The sequence below is a fragment of the Sinosporangium album genome (assembly GCF_900100605.1).
Lineage (GTDB): Bacteria > Actinomycetota > Actinomycetes > Streptosporangiales > Streptosporangiaceae > Sinosporangium > Sinosporangium album.
In genome coordinates, this window is the sequence record NZ_FNCN01000028.1 from 26,089 (window position 1) to 47,886 (window position 21,798).

Below are 21,798 nucleotides of genomic sequence, written 5' to 3' on the forward strand. Positions count from 1 at the left end.
CGGGCTCCCGGCCCACCGTGCCCCGCAGGCCGGGCCGCGGGCCGGTGCCCGCGTCCCACGCGCAGGAGGCCCTGTGGTTCCTGGACCGGCTGTATCCGGGGAACCCGTTCTACAACATGGCCACCGCCCTGCGGCTGACCGGGCCGCTCGACCGCTCGGCCCTCACCCGCGCGGTGGCGGGGCTGGTGGCGCGGCACGAGAGCCTGCGCACCGGGTTCGTGGACGAGGGGGGACGCCCGTACCAGGTGGTGCGGGAGTCGGTGCCGGCCCCGCTGGTGGAGGAGGAGGTGGGGGAGCTCGCGCAGTGGCTGGACCGGCGGGCGCTCGCGCCGTTCGATCTGACCGCCGCGCCGCTGGTCCGCTTCCACCTGGGGCCGCTGCCCGGCGGCGACCACGTGCTGCTGGTGGTGATGCACCACATTGTCGGGGACGGGCTGTCGTTCGGGGTGCTGCTGCGGGAGCTCGCGGAAAGGTACGCCGCTTTCGAGGCGGGCGAGGCGGACCCTTACCGGCCGCTCGCCGTGCAGTTCGCGGACTACTCCGAGTGGCAGCGGGGCGTGCTCGCCGACGGTGGGGGCCTCGGCGAGCACCTGGCCTACTGGAAGGCGAAGCTCGGCGCCGGGAGAGACCCGGTGCGGCTCCCCACCGACCGCGAACGGACCGGCCCGCCCACCTTCACCGGGGTGAGCCATCCGTTCCGCCTCGGTGAACACGCCTACGCCGGCCTGAAGGACCTGGCCAAGGCCCACGGCGCGACGCCGTACATGGCGGTGCTCTCGGGCCTGTCGGCGTTGCTGTCGAGGTACGGCGGGCCGGGGGAGGTGGCCGTGGGGTCGGCGGTCCACGGCAGGGACCTGCCGGAAACGCAGCACCTCATCGGATATTTCGTGAACACGTTGGTCATGCGCACCGATGTATCGGGCGACCCGGCCTTCGCCGACCTGCTCGACCGGGTGAAGGAGACCTGCGGGGCCGCGCTCCTGCATAGGAACGTTCCCTTCGAGACGCTTGTCGCGGAGCTGAGCCCCGACCGGGACCCCTGGACGAACCCGCTGTTCCAGGTGCTGTTCGTGCTCCAGCAGCAGCCCGAGCAGGCGCGCATGGGCGGGCTCACCGTCACGCCGGTCAACGCCGACCAGGTCGTGACGACCCAGTTCGACCTCGTCGTCCACGCCTGGGAGAGCGGCGGCGCCCTCGAAGGCGTCGTCATCGGCAGCGCCGACCTGTTCAAGGGCGGCACGGTCGCCCGCATCGCCGGCCACCTCGAACGTCTCCTCGCCCACGCGTCGGCCCGGCCGCGGACGCCCCTCAGCGGGCTGGAGCTGTACGGCAGCGCCGAACGTGCCGCGCTCGCCGGCGGCCCGGCGGTGGAGTCGCCCGTCCTGCCGGAGGACGTCGTGGTCGCCGAGGCGCTGCCGTACGACGCGATCGGCGCCGCCGCGGGGGCGGCGCCGGTGGCGTGGACCGGGGAGGCCGCCGGCCTCCCCGCGGCCATCGCCGAGCACGGCGCCACCGTCGTGCTGTGCAGCCCCTCGGGGCTGCGCGCCCTGGTCGACGCCGGAGACGCCGGCGACGCCGCGGGACGGCTCCGGCTGGTCCTCGTGACGGGCGCCCCGCCGGCCGATCTCACCGCGCCCTGGCCCCTCACCCGCGTCCACGCGCCTCCCGAGGCGGGCGGCCTCGCCGCCGTCGCCCCCACCCCGTACGGCACGGGCCCCGCGCCGGAGGCCGTCGCCCCCGGCCTGGCGGGCATCGGCGTGCCGCTCGGCGTGGTGGATCGGCAGGGGCGGCCGACCCCGCTGGGGGTGAGCGGGCTCCTGGCCTTCCTCCCCGACGGCGGGGAGCCGGTGGTCACGCGGGACCGGGCACGCCGGCTCTCCGACGGGCGGATCGTGCTGGAGCCCGCCGCGCGCGGCCGGGTGTGGGTCGACGGGCGTCCTGTGGACCTCGACGCGGCCGAGGCGGCGCTCGGCGAGCGGCCCGAGGTGCGGGAGGCCGCGCTGGTCGCCGCCCCCGGCGGAGGGGAGGTGCTCGCCGCGGCCGTTCCGGCCGACGGCCACGGCGCGGCGGCCGTGCTCGCGGCGATCCGTGAACTCCTACCCGGCGTGCCGGGCGTCTTCGTGCCGGTGACGGCGCTGCCCCGGAGCCGGTCCGGCGCGCTGGACACCGCCGCGGTGCTCGCGCTCCCGGTGATCGACGCGCGGGTGGCGGCGGGGCTCGACGCCGCGCTGCCCGCCGGGGCCTGCGGCACCGTCGAGGACGGCGGCCTCGTCGTCGAACCCGACGTGGAGCTGCTCGCCCCGCCCGAGAACGACCGCACCGCCACCGGGCTGAGCGAGGAGGAGCGCCGCCGCGTCCTGGTCGAGTGGAACGACTGGACCGATCCCCGCACCGACCTGGGCACGATGCCGGAGGCCGTCTACGCGCAGGCCGGCCGTACCCCGGACGCCGTCGCCGTCGCCGACGAGGACGGCGCCACCCTCACCTACGGCGAGCTGCGGGCGGAGGCCGACCGCATCGCGGGGCTGCTGGCCGACGCCGGAGCCGGCCCCGGCCGGATCGTCATGGTCGCCCTGCCGCGTTCGGCACGCCTGGTCCCGGCCCTGCTCGCGGTGTGCCGGACCGGCGCCGCCTACCTCCCCGTCGACCCCGGCCACCCCGCCGAGCGCCTGGCCTACATCGCCGAGGACGCCGCCCCCGTCTGCGTCCTCACCCTCCCCTCGGTCGGCGGGCTGCCGCCCGGCGTGCCCGCGGTCCACCTCGACGGGCCCACTCACCCCGGAAGGGCCTTTGACAGAGCCCCCGAAGGGGCTTTCGATAGAGCCCCCGAAAGGGCTTTCGATAGAGCCCTCGGAGGGGCTTTCGACGGGGCTCCCGAAGGGGCCCTCGACGGGCTGCGGATGCCCGGCGGCGAGGAACCCGCCTATGTGCTGTACACGTCGGGATCGACGGGACGACCCAAGGGCGTGCTAGTGCCCCACCGGGCGCTGGCCAACTTCCTGGCGGCGATGCGCGACCTGTTCCCGCTGGACGCGGACGACACGCTCGTCGCCGTGACCACGGTGTCGTTCGACATCGCGGCGCTCGAACTGTTCCTGCCGCTGGTCACCGGGGCGACGGTGGTCGTCGCCGGGGACGCGACCGTGCGTGATCCGGCGGCGCTGGCGGCGCTGCTCACCCGGCACGGCGCCACGATCATGCAGGCCACACCGACGCTGTGGCGGGCGTTGCTCGACCACGATCCGGCCTCGGCGGGCGGCCTGCGGGCGCTCGTCGGCGGGGAGGCGCTGCCCGCGTCGCTGGCGGGACGGCTCGCCGAGGCGGCGCGGGAGGCGGTCAACCTCTACGGCCCCACGGAGACCACCGTGTGGTCGACCGCGATGCCGCTGGCCAAGGGCCGCGCCGGGGTGCCGCCCATCGGCCGGCCCATCCGTTCCACCCAGGTCTACGTGCTGGACCGCGACCTGCTTCCCGTGCCCGTCGGGGCCTACGGCGACCTGTACATCGCGGGCGCGGGCCTCGCGCTCGGCTACCTCGGCCGCCCGGACCTGACCGACGAGCGGTTCGTGCCCTGCCCGTACGGCGACGGCCTGATGTACCGCACCGGCGACCTGGCCAGGTGGAACCCGGAGGGCGAGCTGGAGTTCGGCGGGCGCGTCGACGACCAGGTGAAGATCCGGGGGTTCCGCATCGAGCTCGGAGAGATCGAGTCCGTGCTCGAAGGCCACCCCCGCGTCGCGCAGGCCGCCGTCGGCGTGGCGGTCGGCCCGAGGGGAGACTCCCGGCTCGTCGGCTACGTCGTGCCGAGAGGAGAGGAGTCCGCCGAGGAACGGTCCGACGCCGAGCGCCAACACGTCGAAGCGTGGCGGGGTGTCTACGACGAGCGTTACGCCGCCGGGATGGCGGGGGCCGACCTGCTGTCGGACTTCGGCGTCTGGTCCAGCGTGTTCGACGGCGCTCCCATCCCCGGCGCCGAGATGGAGGAGTGGCGGGCGGCCACGGTGTCCCGCGTCCTGGAGCGCTCCCCGGCGAGGGTGCTGGAGATCGGCGTCGGCAACGGGCTCATCCTCGCCGGGGTCGCGCCCTCGTGCGACGAATACTGGGGCACCGACCTGTCGGCCGCCGCCGTCGAACGCCTCGCCGACCGGCTCGCCGCGGGCCCCGCCCTCGCCGCCCGCGTACGGCTGCTGCACCGGGCGGCCGACGACGTCGACGGCCTGCCGGAAGGCCACTTCGACGCCGTCGTGCTCAACTCCGTCGTGCAGTACCTCCCCGGCGCGGACCACCTGATCGACGTTCTCGCCGGACTGCTGCCGCTGCTGCGCCCCGGCGGCACGGTCTACCTCGGCGACATCCGCGACATCCGCCTCGCCGAGCTGCTCTACACCACCGTCGAGCTGCGCCAGGCGGCCCGGAACGCCGACCCCGCCGACCTGCTCGCCCAGGGGAGAGCCCGGGCCGAAAGCGACCAGGAGCTGCTGCTCGCGCCCGAGTTCTTCACCGGCCTGCCGGGTCGGCTCCCCGGCGTCACGGCCGTGGAGGTACGGCTGCGCCGGGGCGCGCACCACAACGAGCTCACCGGCTACCGCTACGACGTCCTCCTCCACACGGACGCCGGCACTCCGCCGGGAGGCGAGGCGGCCGGGTCGGCGGACGCCGGCCGGTCCGAGGCGGGCGGTGCCGCGGAGGCGTCCGGCGGCGTCCGGCCGGGTGGTGGAACGGCCGAGCCGTCCGCCGTTCCCCGGCCGCGTGGCGAGGCGGCCAGGCCGGCCACCGTGGCGTGGCCCGGGTCGGTCGCGGCGCTGCGGGACCTGCTGGCCGCCCGGGCGCGGCCCCACGGCACCCACGGCACCCACGGCACTGACGGCACCCACGGTACTGACGGTACTGACGGCACCGCCGGCACTGACAACACCGCCGGTGCCGGCGGCGCGGCGGGGCTGCGTGTGGCCGGCATCCCGAACGGGCGGCTCGCCCGCGACGTGGCCGGGACGCGGCTGCTGGCGCGGGGCGCGGCGGTGCGGGAGGCGTTGGCGGCCGAGGCGGACCCCGAGGCCGCCGACCCCGAGGTCCTGTACGGCGTGGCCGCGGAGTACGGCCTGGCCGCTGAGGCGGTGCCTTCGGGGGCCGTGCCGTACGCCTTCGACCTGGTGCTGGGGGAGGCGGCCCCCTCCTACGTGCCGGGGGCGCCGGGGCGGCTCGCGAGCGAGCCGAGGGCGGCGCGGCTCGGCGACCTCGTCGAGGAGCTGCGCCACCACGCGGTGGAGCGGCTGCCCGGTTACATGGCGCCCTCCACGTATGTGCTGCTCGACGCCCTGCCGCTGACCCCCAACGGCAAGATCGACCGCCGGGCCCTGCCCGCGCCCCGCACCGGGCCCGCCCCCGCGCCGGACGGCGCGGAACCGGGCCCCCGGCTCACGCTCCACGCCTACCTGGAGACCGGCCGCCTGGAGACCGGCCGCCTGGAGACCGGCCGCCTGGAGACCGGCCGCCTGGAGGGCGGCCCCGGCGGGCGGCTTCCCGCGTTCGAGGTGCCCGACCGGTACGGCAGGCCCGTCCGCGTCCTCACCCACCGGGTCCCGGTGCTGCCCACCGGCCAGGACGGGGAGGTGGACCGGTCGGCTCTGCCGTACCTGGTGCGCGACGAAGGGGACGCCGAGCGGGACGCGCCGCGCGGCGGCGTCGAGCGGACGCTGGCCGGCATCTGGCGGGACGTGCTCGGGGTCGCCTCGGTCGGGACGCACGACGATTTCTTCGCCCTCGGCGGCCATTCGCTGCGCATCGCGGAGGTCGTCCACCTCATCAGGGAGCGCCTCGGAGCCGACCCGCCCATGCAGTTGATCTTCGACTGCCCCACCGTGTCGTCACTCGCCGCCGCCCTCGAACGCTCCGGTACGGCACAGCCCGCCCCCGACCTCGCCGCCGAGGCGAGGCTCGACCCCGCGATCGTGGTCACCGGCCCTCCGCCGGACCCCTCGGCGCCTCCCGGCACGGTGCTGCTCACCGGGGCGACGGGGTTCCTCGGCGCGTTCCTGCTGGCGGAGCTGCTGGAGCGGACCGACGCGCGGGTGGTGTGCCTGGCCCGCGCCGACGACGACGGGCACGCCCTCATCCGGGTCCGGGAGGCGGCGCGGCGGCTCGGCACCTGGCGCGACGGGCACGGCCACCGGGTCGAGGCCGTCGCCGGGGACCTGGCGGAGCCGCTGCTCGGCCTGGCGCCGGAACGGTTCGACGCGCTGTCGGCGAGCGCCGATTTGATCGTGCACAACGGGGCCTCGGTGAACCTGGCCGACACCTACCGGCGCATGCGCGACGCCAACGTGGGCGGCACCCGGGAGGTGATCCGCCTGGCCGCCCTCCACCGGCCGACACCCGTGCACTACGTCTCCACGACCGGTGTCCTGGCCGGGTCGGCGGGCGGGCCGATCGGCGAGGACGTACGGCCGGAGGCCGAAAGCGTGTCCTCGGCCGGCGGCTACGTGGCCACCAAGTGGGTCGCCGAGGAGATGCTGCGGGAGGCCGCCGGGCGGGGGCTGCCGGTGGCCGTCTACCGGCCCGGCCGAATCGGGGGCGACAGCCGTACCGGGGCCTGCGGCACGGACGACGCGCTGTGGAACGCCGTCCGCGCGGCGCTCGACGTGGGCGCGCTGCCCGACCTCGACTCCGAGCTCGACCTCGTGCCCGCCGACTACGTCGCGGGCGCGATCGTCCACCTGGCGCTCGGCCCGGCGGCGGAGCCGGGGTTCCGCGCCTACCACCTGGTCAACCCCGCGCCCGCGGCCTTCCCCCGCCTCGCCGACCGGCTCCGCGCCCTCGGCCACGAGCTCACGACGGTGGGCCAGGGGGAGTGGGCGGCCCTGCTCGCCGCCCACGCGGCGGGCAGCGAGGCCGCCGCGGGCGTGACCGTCCTTCTCGCTGCCGCCGCGGACAGCGGCGCCGCCGACGGCGGGCCGGTCGTCGGCTTCGCCGCCACCGCGGAGGCGCTCGCCGGGTCGGGTGTGGCGTGCCCCCCGGTGGACGACGCCCTGCTCGACATCTATCTCCGCTTTTTCACGGACACCGGCTTCCTGCCGCGACCCCAGAGGAGTGCACCATGACCGCCGAGTCGGATGAACTCGCGGCCAAACGCAGGGAACTACTCGCCCTGCTCCTGGAAGAAGAGGGTCTCACCGGTGCCGGCAAGCCGGACGACGGGCCCGTGGCGCGCGGCGGCGGCGGCGAAGCGCCGCTGTCGAGCGCGCAGCAGCGGGTCTGGTTCTTCCAGCAGCTCGACCCGGGCAGCGCCGTCTACAACCTGTCGGTCGGCATGCGGCTGACCGGGCCGCTCGACGTGGACGCCCTGCGCGACGCGATCGCCCACGTGGCGGACCGGCACGAGGTGCTCCGCACCACCTACCACCAGACGGCGGACGGCACCCCCGTGCAGCGCGTCCACGCCGCGCTCCCGATCCCCGTGCCGGCCGTCGACGCCGACGGGGAGGACGCGGCGCTCGCGGCGGCCAGGCGCGCGGGGCGGCGGCCGTTCGACCTGTCCGCCGACGCGCCGCTGCGCGCGCTGCTCGTACGGCTCGCGCCCGGCGTCCACCTCGCCGTCCTCGTGGTGCACCACATCGCGTGCGACGACCTCACGTGGGCGGTGCTACTGCCGGAGATCGCCGGCGCCTACGCGGCCCTCGCGGAGGGCGGCACGCCGCGCCTGCCGGAGCTGCCGGTGCAGTACGCCGACTACGCCGCCTGGGAACAGGGGCGGCTGGCGGCCGGCGCGATGGAGGAGCAGGCGGCCTACTGGGTGGAGCGGCTCACCCCTCCGCCGCCCAGGACGGCGCTCCCGCTCGACCGCCCCCGGCCGGGCAGCGCCGGACCGGAGGCGGGGGAGGCGTCGCTGCCGCTGCCCGCGCCGGTCTCGGCGGCGGTGCGCGACCTCGCGCGGGCCTGCGGCACGACGCCGTTCATGGCGCTGCTGGCGGCCTTCGCCGTACTGCTGCACCGCTCCACGCGGGAGACCGACATCGCGGTCGGCACGCCCGCGGTGCTGCGCGAGGACGCCCAACTCCAGGGGCTCGTCGGCAACTTCGTGAACACGTTGGTCATGCGGATCGACCTGGACGGCGATCCGACCTTCCGCGAGGTGCTGCGACGTGTCCAGCAGGTGTGCGCGGAGGCGTACGCCCACCAGGAGGTGCCGTTCGACCGGGTCGTCGAGCAGGTGCAGCCGCGCCGGCTGCCGGGGCGCGGGCCGGTGTTCGACGTCATGTTCCTGCTGTTCGCGCCAACGCTCGCCGGGGTGTCGCTGCCCGGCCTCGACGTCGCGGAGATGCATCTGCACAACGGGACGACGCAGTTCGACGTGACGATGGCGGTGCTGAACGGGGACGACGGCTTCACCCCGACGGTCATCTACCGGACCGAGCTTTTCGACCCGGGCAGCGCCGAGCAGTTGCTGGCGAACTACGCGGCGCTGCTCGCCGGGGTGACGGCCCACCCCGACCTGCCGATCGGCCGGGTCGCGCTCCGGCCCGCCGGCGGCGAGCCGCCCGCGGCGGCCGGCCTCGACGGGCCGCCGCGCACTCTTCCCGAGCTGTTCGCGGATGTGGTCGCCGCGCACGCCGACCGGACCGCGGTGGTGTGCGGCGACGCCCGCCTCACCTACCGCGAGCTCGACCGCCGCGCGGACGCCCTGGCCGGGGAACTCGTACGGCGGGGCGCCGGGCCGGGCGGCCTGGTCGCGCTCCTCGTGCCGAGGTCGGCGGACTTCGTGGCGGCGCTGCTCGCGGTCTTGAAGTCGGGCGCGGCCTATGTGCCGCTCGACCCGGACCAGCCCGCCGAGCGGCTCGCCCTGATCGTCGAGGATGCCCGGCCGGCCCTGGTCGTCACGACCGCCGGCCTCGCGTCGGCGGTGCCGTACGGGACGGCGGCGCTGCTGCTCTCGGACGTCGGCGAGTCAGACGTCGGCGAGTCGCAGATCGGCGAGCCAGATCCCGGCGAGTCGGATAACGGCGAGTCGGATAACGGTGGGACGGGCATCGGCGGGATGGACGTCGGCGGAACCGGCGTTGGGTCGCCGGACCGCCCGCCGGGGCCCGCCGACACCGACCCCACCGACACCGACCCCGCCTACGTGATCTACACGTCCGGCTCCACCGGCAGGCCCAAGGGCGTGCTGGTGTCGCACCGCAACGTGGTGCGCCTGTTCACCGGCACCGCGCCGTGGTACGGCTTCGGCCCGGACGACGTGTGGACGCTGTTCCACTCGGGCGCGTTCGACTTCTCGGTGTGGGAGATCTGGGGCGCGCTGCTCCACGGCGGCAGGCTGGTCGTCGTCCCGCAGGACCTCACCCGCGGCCCCGAGGAGTTCCTCGACCTGCTCGCGGCCGAACGCGTCACCGTGCTCAACCAGACGCCGTCGGCGTTCGCCCAGCTCATGCGGGCCGAGGCCGAGTCGCCCCGCGGCGACCTCGCACTGCGCTACGTGATCTTCGGCGGTGAGGCGCTCGACCTCCCGGCGCTGCGCGCATGGTACGACCGGCATCCCGACGACACGCCGCGCCTGGTCAACATGTACGGCATCACCGAGACGACCGTCCACGTCACCTGGCTGCCGCTCGACCGCGAGACCGCGGTCTCGGCCACCGGCAGCCTCATCGGCCGCCCCCTGCCCGACCTGCGCGTGCACGTGCTGGACGAGGCGGGGCAGCCGGTGCCCGTGGGCATCGTGGGAGAGATGTACGTCTCGGGGCCCGGCGTCGCGCTCGGCTACCTCAACCGGCCTGACCTCGACCGCGGCCGGTTCCTGCCCGACCCGTTCACGGGCGGGCGCATGTATCGCACGGGCGACCTCGCGCGCCTGCGCGCCGACGGCGGCCTGGAGTTCGCCGGCCGTGCCGACGAGCAGATCAAACTCCGCGGCTACCGTATCGAGCCGGGTGAGATCGAAAGCACGCTGCGCGACCACCCCGGCGTCGCGGACGCGGTCGTGCTGCTCGACGGCGAACGCCTGGCCGCCCACCTCGTGGCGGCACCCGGCGAACGCCCCGCCGCCGGAGCGCTGCGGGAGCACGCGGCGGCGCGGCTGCCCGCGTACATGGTGCCCGCGGCGTTCGCCTGGCACGGCGCGCTGCCGCTGACCCCGCACGGCAAACTCGACCGGCGGGTCCTGGCGGCGGCGGCGACGGCCGCCGAGGTGAGCGGGGCGGCGCACGTGGCGGCGCGCGACGCGCTGGAGGAGGACATCTCCCGCATCTGGCGTGAGGCGCTCGGCCGCGAACGCGTCAGCGTGGACGACAACTTCTTCGACCTCGGCGGGCACTCGCTGCTGCTGGCCAAGATCAGGCCGCTGCTGGAGCGCGCCTGCGGACACGCCGTGCCGATCGTCGACCTCTACACCCACCCGACCGTCGCCTCCCTTGCGCGGCATCTCCGCGACGAACGGTCACCCGACCTCTCCTCCGTGCGTGAACGCGCCGAGCGCCAGCGCCGGGTCGCCGCCCGCATGGCGGGCACCCGCCAGAGCGGCATCCGACAGAAGGGACAGCAGTGAGCGAGCTGGACATCGCCATCATCGGGATGGCAGGGCGTTTCCCCGGAGCCGCCGACCTCTCGGAATTCTGGGACAACCTCGCCGCCGGCCGGCACATGTTCACCGAGTTCGGCGAGGACGAGTACCTCGCCGCGGGCGGCGCACCCGACGGGCTCGCCGACTCCCACCTCGTGCTCGTCGAGGCCGCCATCGACGACCTCGCCGACTTCGACGCCGGCTTCTTCGGCTACACCCCGCGCGACGCGCGGATGCTCGACCCGCAGCAGCGGCTGTTCCTCCAATGCGCCTACCACGCGCTGGAGGACGCCGGCCACGTGCCGGGCGTCCACCCGGGGGCCGTCGGCGTCTACGCGGGCGCCACCGAAGGGCAGTACTACCTGCGCAACGTGATGCCGCACCTCACCTGTCCGCCGGACTCGCTCGAAGCCTACGCGGCGGTCTTCGCCAACCTGGCCAGCTCGCTGCCGACCCGCGTCTCCTACGAGCTCGACCTCACCGGGCCGAGCGTCGCCGTACAGACCGGCTGCTCGGCCTCGCTCGTCGCCGTCCACCAGGCGTGCCAGGACCTGCTCGCCTACCGCTGCGACCTGGCGCTCGCCGGAGGCTCCTCGCTCAACCCGACGCCCCGGCGCGGCTACCGCTACGAGACCGGCGGCCCGCTGTCCCCCGACGGGCGCTGCCGCGCCTTCTCCTCCGACGCCGCCGGCATGGTGAACGGCGACGGCGTCGCCGTCGTGCTGCTGAAACGCCTCGCCGACGCCGTCGCCGACGGCGACCCCGTGCGCGCCGTCATCAAAGCCACCGCGATCAACAACGACGGCTCCCGGAAGGTCGGCTTCACCGCGCCGAGCGTCCACGGCCAGACCGAGGTCATCGTCAACGCGCACGTGCTGGCGGGCATCACCGCCGACACCATCGACTACGTCGAGGCGCACGGCACCGCCACCCCCGTCGGCGACCCCATCGAGGTGACCGCCCTCACCAAGGCGTTCCGCGAGACCACCGACCGCGTCGGCTACTGCGCCATCGGGTCGGTCAAGACCAACATCGGGCACACCGACGCGGCGGCGGGCGTCGCCGGACTCATCAAGACGGTCCTCGCCCTCGAAAACGGCCTCATCCCGCGGACGCTCGGCTTCGGCGACCCCAACCCCGAGATCGACTTCGCCGCCAGCCCCTTCTACGTCGCCGCCGACCCCGTGCCGTGGACCTCGACCGGCAGGCCGCGCCGCGCCGGGGTGAGCGCCTTCGGCGTCGGCGGCACCAACGCCCACGCCGTCGTGGAGGAGGCGCCGCGGCGCGCCCCGCTCCCGCAGGACGGCGGCGACGGACGCCCCACGGTGCTCATGCTGTCGGCGAAGACCCCGCAGGCGCTCGACCGCGTCGCGCTCGCCCTCGCTGACCACCTCGATACCCGCGACGCCCGCGACGCCGACCTCGCCGACGTCGCGCACACCCTGCGGTACGGCAGAGCCGCACTGCCGTACCGCAGAACCGTCGTCGCCGCCGACACCGCCCAGGCGACCGCGGCGCTGCGCACCGCCGCGCCCCCGCCCCGGCCCGCGGGGACCGGGCAGACGGCGTTCCTGCTGCCCGGCGTCGGCGGCCACTACCAGGGCATGGGCCGCGGTCTCTACGACGCCGTGCCCGCCTTCCGCGCCGAGGTCGACGCGTGCGCCGAGGCCGCCGCGCCCCTGCTCGGCTTCGACCCCCGCGAGGCCATGTACGGCACCGCCGACCGGTCGGCCATCCTCGTCTCCCTCCTGATCACCGAGTACGCGCTCGCCAGGACCTTCATGTCCTTCGGCGTACGGCCGAGCGCGCTGCTCGGGCACAGCATGGGCGAGTACACCGCGGCCTGCCTCGCCGGAGTGATGCCGGTCGCCGACGCCTGCCTGCTGGTGAGCGAGCGGGAGCGGCTGGCCGTGGCCGTCGGCGGCACGATGACCGGGGTACGGCTCGGCGAGGACGGCGTCGCGCCCTACCTGGGCGGCGGAGTCGGCCTGGCCACCGTCAACGCGCCCGGCCACTGCACCCTCGCCGGCCCCGTCGAGCGGATCGCCGAGGTGGAGGCGCGGCTCGCCGCCGCCGGGGTGGAGTTCCAGCGCCTCGACGTGCCCGCGGCCGGGCACTCCCCGGTGCTTGAGGCCATCCTCGACGACTACGCGGACGTGGTCGGGCGGGTGAGGCTGAGCCGGCCGGCGCTGCCGTTCGTCTCCAACGTCACCGGCACCTGGATCACCCCCGACCAGGCCGTCGACCCCGGCTACTGGGTGCGGCACACCCGGGCGACCGTACGCTACGCCGACGGGGTGCGCACCCTGTGCGCCGAGGGCACCCCGGTGCTGTTGGAGGTGGGGCCGGGACGCACCCTCACCCGGTTCGCCGGCATGGTGCTCGGCCCCGACCTGCCCGCCGTCACCGGCATGCGCCACCGCAAGGCCACCGCCGACGACCACACGCACCTGCTGTCGGCCCTCGGGCAGCTATGGGCCGCCGGAGTCGACGTCGACTGGGACGCCGCCTGGGACGCCGCCTGGGACGCCGCCTGGGACGCCGCCGGCCGCCGGGGCCGACGCGTCCACCTGCCCGGCTACCCCTTCGAACGCGAACGCCACTGGCTCGCCCCCGCCCCCGCGGGCCGCGAGGGCACCGCCTACAGTGCCGCCCCCGCCGCCGTGGTCTCCACCCGCGCCTGGCGCCCCAGGATCGCCCCGCGCGGCGGCCCCCTCACCGGGACGGCATGGCTCATCGTGCCGGGTTCCGCCGACGCGGGCACGGGGGCCGGCGCTGCGGGCGCGGGCACTGGCGTGGGCGCAGCTCTGCGCGACCACCTCGCCGGCTGCGGCGCGACCGCCCGGCTCGGCGACGTGCCCGCCGCCGAGAATGCCGCCGAGGACGCGGGCGAGGCCACCGGGATCGTCTACCTGGCGACCGCGGCCGACCCCCGGTCGGCGGTGGCGGAGGCGGCCTCCCTGGCCGCCGCCGGGGTGCCCGTGTGGGTGTGCGCCACCCACGTGCACAACATCACCGGCAGGGAGGACGCCGCCCTCGGCGGGCGCCTGCTCGCCGGAGCGGTGGAGGCGCTGCGCGCGGCCCACCCGGCGGTGCCGTACACGCTGCTGGACCTGGAGGAGGGCCCGGTCGCCGCGCAGGCGGCGCGGATCGCGGCCGAACTGGCCGCGGGGCCGCCCGAGGGCGGCGTCGTCGCCCACCGCGGACGCGGGACGTTCACGCCGGTCGACGCCGCCGAACCCCCCGGCCCCGGGCCGGTCCCCGCGCGGGACCGGGCGGCCGACGGGCCCGCGCGGGTCCTCGCTGCGGCCACGTCGGCGCTGCCCCCGCTGGCGGACCAGCACGCGTGGATCGTCCAGACCGAACGAACGCTGCGCGACCGCATCCCCGTCGCCGGGGTGCCGCTCGCGGTGACCGCGAAACTGGAACGGCTCAGCGTCCTGCTCGCCTGCACGGCGCTGCGCGAGGCCGGCGTGGACACCGCCGTCGGCGCCGTCCACCGGGAGAAGGACCTCACCCGCGCACTCCGCCTCGACCCGCGCTATGTGCGGCTGTGGGGGGCCGTCGCCGACTTCCTCGTCACCGACGGAGTCGTCACCGCGGCGCCCGCCCCGGCGGAGGGCGACCGGGTCTTCACCTTCGTCGGCGACGCCGGCGCGGACGGCGACGCCGCCCGGCTCGCGGCCGAGATCGCCGCCGACCACCCCGACCACGCCGCCAACGCCGAGGTCATGGAGTACTGCGGACGCCACCTCGGCGACGTGCTGAGCGGTAGGACCGAGGCCACCAAGGTGATCTTCCCCGATGGAGAGACCGCGGTCTACCGGAACCTGGAGGACCGGCGCATCGAAGGCAGCGACGTCGAGGTCTACCGGGAGCTGATCGCGCGGACCGTCACGCGGCTCGTCGACGAGGCGGACGGCAGGAAGGTGCGCGTCCTCGAGGTCGGCGCGGGCCGGGGACTGCTCACCTGGCCCGTGGCCGAGGCGCTGCGCGACCGCAACGTCGAATACCACTACACCGACCTGGGCCGCTCGCTCGTCCTCACCGGGCAGCGCATCGCCGCCGAACGCGGACTCGACATGCTGACCTTCGGCCTGCTCGACATCTCGGCCGACCCGGTGGAGCAGGGCTACGACGAAGGCGGCTACGACCTCGTCCTCGCCTTCAACGTGCTGCACGCCACCCGCGACCTGCGCCGCAGCCTCGGCCACACGGTGAAACTGCTCGCCGAGGGCGGCGTCGCGATCGTCCTCGACGTGGCGAAACTGCCCAGGGACGGCCTGCTGAGCGCCGGGCTCCTCGAAGGCGTGTGGCACTTCACCGACGACGTGCGCGAAGGGACGCCGTTCGTCGCCGTCGACCGGTGGGACGGCCTCCTGCGCGACGCCGGGCTCACCGACGTCCTCGTGTGCGCCCGCGACCCGCATCTGCGCGAGTCGCCCGACGACCACCTCCTCGTGGCGGGCCGCCGCCCGGCGTCCTCGGCCGCGCCCACCGGACTGGCCCTGGAACTGGTCGCGGCCGGGGCCGCGATCGGGGGCGGGCCCGACGTGGTCGCCGCCAAGGACGGCGAGCACCTCATCCTGGTGCTGCCCGGCGACACCGGCGCCGACCCCTTCCCGTGGTACGGCGCGCAGGCCGCCACGCTCGACCGGCTCGACCGCGAACACTACGGCCCCGTGACCGTCGTGTCGCCCGCCGCCGACCACGGGCTCGCAGCGGCTCTCGCCGAGGCCCACGCCGAGGCGGTGGCCGAGCGCCGCGCGCTCGACGGCGACCCGCCGTGGCGCGTCGTGCGGTGGCGGCTCGGCGAAGCCGGCACCGGCACCGAACGCGCCACGATCCTGAGGAGCCTGCTCGACCCGCCCGTCACCACCAACCAGCGTGTCGCCCCGGCCGGCGGTCCGGCGGGCGGCGCGGCGGCCGGCCCTGTGGCCGGCCCCGCAGGCGGCGGAGCCCGCGGTGCCGCCGGAGGCGCTGCGGGAGGCGCTGCGGGGGGCGCTGCGGCCGGTACGGCTGGAGGCGCCTCGGTGTTCAACAACCGGCCGGCGCTGGCGGTGCCGTACGTCGCGCCGCGCACCGACCTGGAACGTGCCGTCGCCGCGGTCTGGGAGGAGGTGCTGGGCATCAACGGCATCGGCGTCGACGACAACTTCTTCGACCTCGGAGGGGAGTCGCTGCTCGCCCTGCAGATCGTGTCCCGGCTGCGCGAGTCGCGCCGCGCCGCGCTCGGTGTGCGGACACTGCTGGAGGAGCCGACGGTCGCCGCGCTCGCCACACGCGTCGCCGCCCTCGGCGGCGCTGACGGCGGTGCTGACGGCGGTGCTGACGGCGGTGCTGACGGCCCCGCCGAGCCCGGCGGCCCGGGCGCGGACGCCCTCGGGCCGCGCCGGGGCGGCCGGCGGATGCTGCGTTCCCCCGACGGCACCCTGACCTCGGGGGAGGCCCGATGACGCCGCTCGACGACGCCCAGGCCGGCACCGGCGAAGCCCTGGCCGACACCGGCGAAGCCCGGACCGGCGCCGCGACCGCGGCGCACGAGGTGAGCGTCTACCGCGCCTCGCACGCCCAGATGCGCATGTGGTTCTCGCACCGCGCGGAACCCGGCAGCCCCTACTACAACAGCTCGATCACGCTGCGCCTCACCGGAGACCTCGACGTCGAAGCGCTCCGCCACGCGCTCGACGCGGTCGTGGCCAGGCACGACGCCCTGCGGACCGTCTTCGCCGAACTGGAGGGCGAACTCGTCCAGGTCGTCGATCCGCTCCTGCGCACCCACCTCGACGTCCACGACGCCGACGCGGCCTCCCCGCGGTCCGGCGAGCTGATCGGCGGCGTGCTGCGCGACCGGATCCGGGAGTTCACCGACGAGCCGTTCGACCTGTCCCGGGGACCGCTGCTGCGGGCCCGCCTGTTCCGCACGCGCGGCGAGGCCGCGCTGCTGGTGCTGACGATGCACCACATCGTGGTCGACGGCTGGTCGATGGGCCCGCTCACCGCCGAGCTGAGCGCGCTCTACCGGGCACGCGTCACCGGCGCCGAGGCCGTCCTGCCCGACCTGCCGATCCAGTACGGCGACTACGCCGAATGGCAGCGCGACACCCTGCGCGGCCCCCGCCTCGACCAGGCGGTGGAGCGCTGGCGGGACAGACTCACCCCGCCGCCGCCGGTCCTCGACCTGCCCACCGACCTGCCCCGCGCCGACGTGCCCGCCCACGACGGGCACGGCCTCGTCTTCCACCTGGATGAGGAGCTGACCGCGCGGCTGCGCGCCTTCAGCCGTACTCGGGGCGTCACGCTGTACACCACCTTGATGGCGGGGTTCGCCGCCCTGCTGCACCGCTACAGCGGACAGGACGACATCGTGATCGGCACCCCCGCGTCGGGGCGCGGCGACACCGCCGTCCAGCCGCTCATCGGGTTCTTCGTCAACACCCTGCCGATCAGAGCGGACCTGTCGGGCCGCCCGACCTACGGCGACCTGCTCGACCGCGTGCGCGGCAGCGTGCTGGCCGCGTTCGCCGACGACGACATCCCGCTCGACCTGATTGTCGAAGAGGTGCGTCCCGCGCGGATGCCCGGCCACACGCCGTTGTTCGACGCGCTGTTCACCGTGCAGAGCACCACGCTGAAGGCGTTGGACCTGCCCGGCGTGCAGGCCGAATGGGCGGACGTGGACCACTGGTGGACCAGGTTCGATGTGGAATGCAACGTCTGGGATGAAGGGGAGCGTCTGCGCGGCCTGCTCGTCTACCGGACATCGCTGTTCCGCGCCGCGACCATGGAACGCGTCGTCGGGCAGTTCGCCAGGCTCCTGTCCGCCGCCGTCACCGACCCCGGCGTGCCCGTGGCCGACCTGCCGCTGCTCGACGCTGGCGACCTCGCCCGGTCCTCACCCGGCGCGCTCGCCCAGGCCATCACCCGGGCGCTGCCCGTCGGCGAGTGCGCCGTCCTCACCCGCCGCGGCCCCGGCGGCGACGAACCCGTCGCCGCGGCGGTGCCGCTCGCCCCCCTCACCGAGGCCCAGGTGGTCGCCGCCATGCGCGAGGCGCTGCCGTACGGCGTGCGGCCCGGCGGCGCGATCCTCGTCAGCCGGCTGCCCAGGCGGCCCGACGGCACCCTCGACCAGGAGGCCCTGGCCGCGCTGCCGGTGCTGTCGGCCGATGTGGCGGGCCGCCTTGAAGGGCTCCTCACCTCGGTCGGCGGCGTCGCCGCCGCCTCCGCCGCCGTGACCGAGGTTCCGGCCCGCGACCGCCACGTCTACGTGGGCGGCCCCCTCGGCCCCAGCACTCTTTCACCGCGGCCCGACACGGTCGGCCGCCCGGAGGAGGCCGACGTATCGGACGCCGACCTGTCACGGCGGCGAGAGCCGTCCGCACGGGGCGGCGGGACGGCGGACGGGCCGCCATCGGTCAGCGACGGCGGGCCGCCCGCCGACGCCGGGGCGTCCGACCTGGGGGCGGCCCTGCTGGCGGCGGCCGTACGGCAGGACCGGGGCGTCGTGTTCGTCGACGCCGACGGGGGCGAGCACCGGCTGGCCTACGGCGAGCTGGTGACGGCGGCGGCCCGCGTCCTCGGCGGGCTGCGCGCCCTCGGCCTCAAACCGGGCGACCCGGTGCTGTTCCAGCTCGACGACGTGCGGGAGTTCACCGTCGCCCTGTGGGCGTGCGTCCTCGGCGGCATCGTGCCGGTGCCGCTGGCACCCGCCCGGACGCCGCCGCAACTCGCCCGCCTCGAAGGCGCTCGTCACCTGCTGAGCGGGCCGTTCACGCTCACCTCCGACACCCTGAGCGGCCTCGCCGCGGGCGAACCCGACCGGCGGTGGCACCGGCCCGCCCCCGGCGACCTGGCACTGCTGCTCCTCACCTCCGGCAGCACCGGCACCCCCAAGGCCGTACGGCTCACGCACCGCAATATCCTCACCCGCTCCGCCGGGGCCATCGCCGTTGGCGGCTTCACCGAGGACGACGTGTCGCTGAACTGGATGCCGCTCGACCACGTGGGCGGCGTCGTGATGTTCCACATGAGAGATGTGCTGCGCGGATGCGAGCAGATCCAGGTGGACACCTCCTACGTGCTGGCCGACCCGCTGCGCTGGCCCGAGCTGGCCTCGCGGTTCCGCGCCACCGCCACCTGGGCGCCCAACTTCGCGTTCGGCCTCGTCGCCGAGCGGGCCGCCGAGCTGGCCGGCCGCGGGATCGACCTGTCCCCGCTGCGCTACGTGCTCAACGGCGGGGAGGCCGTCGTGCCGTCGGTGGCGCGCGGCTTCCTGCGGGCGCTGGCGCCGTACGGGCTGCCGGAGACGGCGATGCGGCCCGCGTGGGGCATGTCGGAGACCTCGTCCGGCCAGACCGACTCCGAGCGGTTCACGCTGGCGAGCACCTCGGACGGCGACGTGTTCACCGAGGTCGGACGGCCCTATCCGGGATTCCGGATGCGTGTCGTGGACGCCGGTGCGGGCGGCGGTACGGATGGCGGTGCGGACGGCGGCGGCGTCGTGCCGGAGGGGACGGTCGGCAGGCTCCAGGTGTGCGGGCCCGCCGTCACCGAGGGCTACTACGGCGGCGCCGAGCCGGAGGCGTTCACCGCCGACGGCTGGTTCGAGACCGGCGACCTGGCCGTGCTGCGCGGCGGGCGGCTCACCATCACCGGACGTGCCAAAGATGTGATCATCGTCAACGGCGTCAACTACTACTGCCACGACATCGAGGCGGCGGTGGAGGAACTGCCCGATGTGGCGCGCTCCTATACGGCGGCGTGCGCCGTACGCCTGCCCGGCGGCACCACCGACCGCCTCGCGGTGTTCTTCCACGCCGAGCCCGGCGCCGACCCGGCGGACGTGCTGCGCCGCGTGCGCGGCGCTGTCCTGGCCAGGGTCGGCGTCAACGTGGACCACCTCGTGCCTGTGGAGAAGGCCGATATTCCCAAGACGGATCTGGGCAAGATCCAGCGGGCGCGGCTGCGCGGGCGTTTCGAGGACGGCGGCTTCGACGCCGCGGCCCACCGCGCCGAGGCGCTGCTCGGCGGCGCGGGCACGCTGCCCGACTGGTTCCACCGGCCCGCGTGGCGTCCCGCCGCCGCCCTCGGCCTGGAGCAGTCCGGCCCGCTGGAGGAGTCCGGCCTCGCGGAGCGCGGTGCGGCGGAAGGCGGCCCCTTGACGTCCGGTGGTCCGCCGACCGGTTCGGCGGCGGTCGGCCTCGGTGAGGCCGCCGCCGGTGGGCCGGACTCCGGCGGCCTGGTGCTGATCGACGACGGCGGGGCTCTGGTGGCGGCGCTACGCGAAGCGCTCGTCGCGCGCGGCGTGCCGCACACGGTCACCGCCGCCGCGACCCTCGCCCCCGCCCGGCCCGGTGGAGGCGACACCGATCCGCCGCACGGCGTTTCCCTCCGGGCCGTTCCGCCGTACGGCGACGCCCCGCACGGCCTCCCTCCGGACGGCCGCCCGCTCCGGGTCGTCGCCACCTCCGGCGATCTCCTCACCGTCCGGGACCTCGCCCGCGGCCTCCCCCCGTTCACCATCGTGTACGGCGTAGGCCGGCAGACCTGGCACGTCACCGAGGGCGACTCCGTCGACCCCCATCAGGCCATGGTCCCGGCGCTGCTGCGCAGCGCCGAGCAGGAGATCCCCGGCCTGCGCTGCCGCTACATCGACCTCCCGGCCGAACCCGGCCCGGCCGATCTCGCGATCGCGGTCGACGAACTCGCAGTCGCGCAGGCGGACCTGGAGATCGCGATCCGCGGCGGCGTACGGCTGGCGCGTCGCCTGGAGCCGGTGTTCTGCGCCGACGGGCCGACCGGCACGACCGTCCAAGAGCCGGCACCTGCCGGCGCGCCGCCTGCCGACGCGCCGCCCGCCCCGAGCCGGTCCCCTGAGGGTCGGTCCTCTGAGGGGCTGCCACGCACCCGTACCGGCTCGCGTGCCGAGGGGCCGCTGAAGCGCGGCGGGTGGTATGTCGTCACCGGCGGCCTCGGCGGCGTCGGCGTCGAGACCGCCCGCTACCTGCTGACCGTCTGGGACGCCAAGGTGCTGCTCCTCGGCCGCTCCACCGCCGCGTCCGCCACCGGGGCCACCGCCGGCGCCGGGTCCGCCGCCGGGTCCAACGCCGGGGCCGTGCCCGCGGAGCTCGCGGCGCTGGGCGACGTGCGCTACGCCGCCGCGGACGTGTGCGACGCCGACCAGGTACGGCGGGCGCTGGACGAGGCGGCGGCGCTGTGGGGCGAGGCGCCTTCGGGCGTGTTCCACCTCGCGGGCGTGTTCGTTCAGCGCCCGATCGGCGAGGAGAGCGACGAGGAGCTGCGGGTGGCGCTCGCCGCCAAGGTGGAGGGCACGCGGGTCCTGCACGAGGCCGTCGCCTACGTGCCGGACGCCGCGTTCGTGCTGTTCTCCTCGGTGAACGGCTTCTTCGGTGGTGCCCTGGCCGCTTCGTACGCCGCGGCCTGCGCCTACCAGGACGCCTTCGCCGACGCCAGGCGGGCGCTCGGGCTGCGGGCGCAGAGCCTGGCGTGGACCATGTGGGACGAGACCGGCATGAGCGCCGGCTTCCCGGCCAAGGAGCTCACCCGGGAACGCGGTTTCCACGTGCTCGGCCGCGACCAGGGCATCCGGTCGCTGGACGCGGCGCTCCGGGCCGGCGACCCCCACATGCTCATCGGCGTGGACGAGTCCCGCCCCTGGACGCGGGCTCACCTCGACGCGCCCGCCGCGCCGGTGCGCCGACTCGTGGCGCACGTCGTCCCCCGGGAGGGCGGCGACCCGGCTTCCGCCGTACGTCCGCAGGTCACCGACCGTTTCGGGGTGGCCGTCCCGTGGACGTGGGAGGTCGTGGACCGCCTTCCCGAATCCGCGGGCGGCGGTGGAGACGGGCGTGACGCCGACCCGGCCGGGGACACGCAGCGGCTGATCGCCGAGATCTGGTGCGAGGTGCTCGGCCTGCCGCGGGTCGGGGTGCGGGCGGCCTTCTTCGACCTCGGCGGGGCGTCCCTCCAGCTCGCCCGGGTCCACGGCGTCCTACAGGAGCGCCTCGGCAGGCGGGTCGCCATGGTCGACCTGTTCCGCCATCCGACGGTGGAGTCCCTGGCGGAGTTCCTCGACGCGCCGGAAGCGGCGCCGGAGCCTGCGGCGGCACGGGCCAGGGACCGGGGGGAACGCCGCCTGGCCGCCCGGGGGCGGCGCGATCGGAGATCACGATGACGGCGAGAACCACGAGGACGAACAGGACCACGAGGACCACGAGAAGCACGAG

3 protein-coding genes and 1 pseudogene are annotated in these 21,798 nt (G+C 75.7%); all 4 read left to right on the top strand.

The genetic code is table 11. The annotated features are described in order from the left end of the window. Positions 1-56: 56 nt before the first annotated feature. Positions 57-7,097 (top strand): annotated as a pseudogene (locus BLQ73_RS23680) (amino acid adenylation domain-containing protein); the annotation flags it as partial. After that, positions 7,094-10,537, top strand: coding sequence for a non-ribosomal peptide synthetase (locus BLQ73_RS23685; RefSeq protein ID WP_093173494.1), 3,444 nt, complete (start codon positions 7,094-7,096; stop codon positions 10,535-10,537). The pseudogene BLQ73_RS23680 and the gene BLQ73_RS23685, both read left to right, overlap by 4 nt. Continuing rightward, on the top strand, positions 10,534-16,008 hold the full coding sequence (locus BLQ73_RS23690; RefSeq protein WP_093173496.1) for a type I polyketide synthase: 5,475 nt from the start codon (positions 10,534-10,536) through the stop codon (positions 16,006-16,008). The genes BLQ73_RS23685 and BLQ73_RS23690 overlap by 4 nt, the downstream gene beginning before the upstream one ends. Further along, complete coding sequence (locus tag BLQ73_RS23695) at positions 16,005-21,746, top strand: condensation domain-containing protein (RefSeq protein WP_093173498.1); 5,742 nt, start codon at positions 16,005-16,007, stop codon at positions 21,744-21,746. The genes BLQ73_RS23690 and BLQ73_RS23695 overlap by 4 nt, the downstream gene beginning before the upstream one ends. Positions 21,747-21,798: the final 52 nt, after the last annotated feature.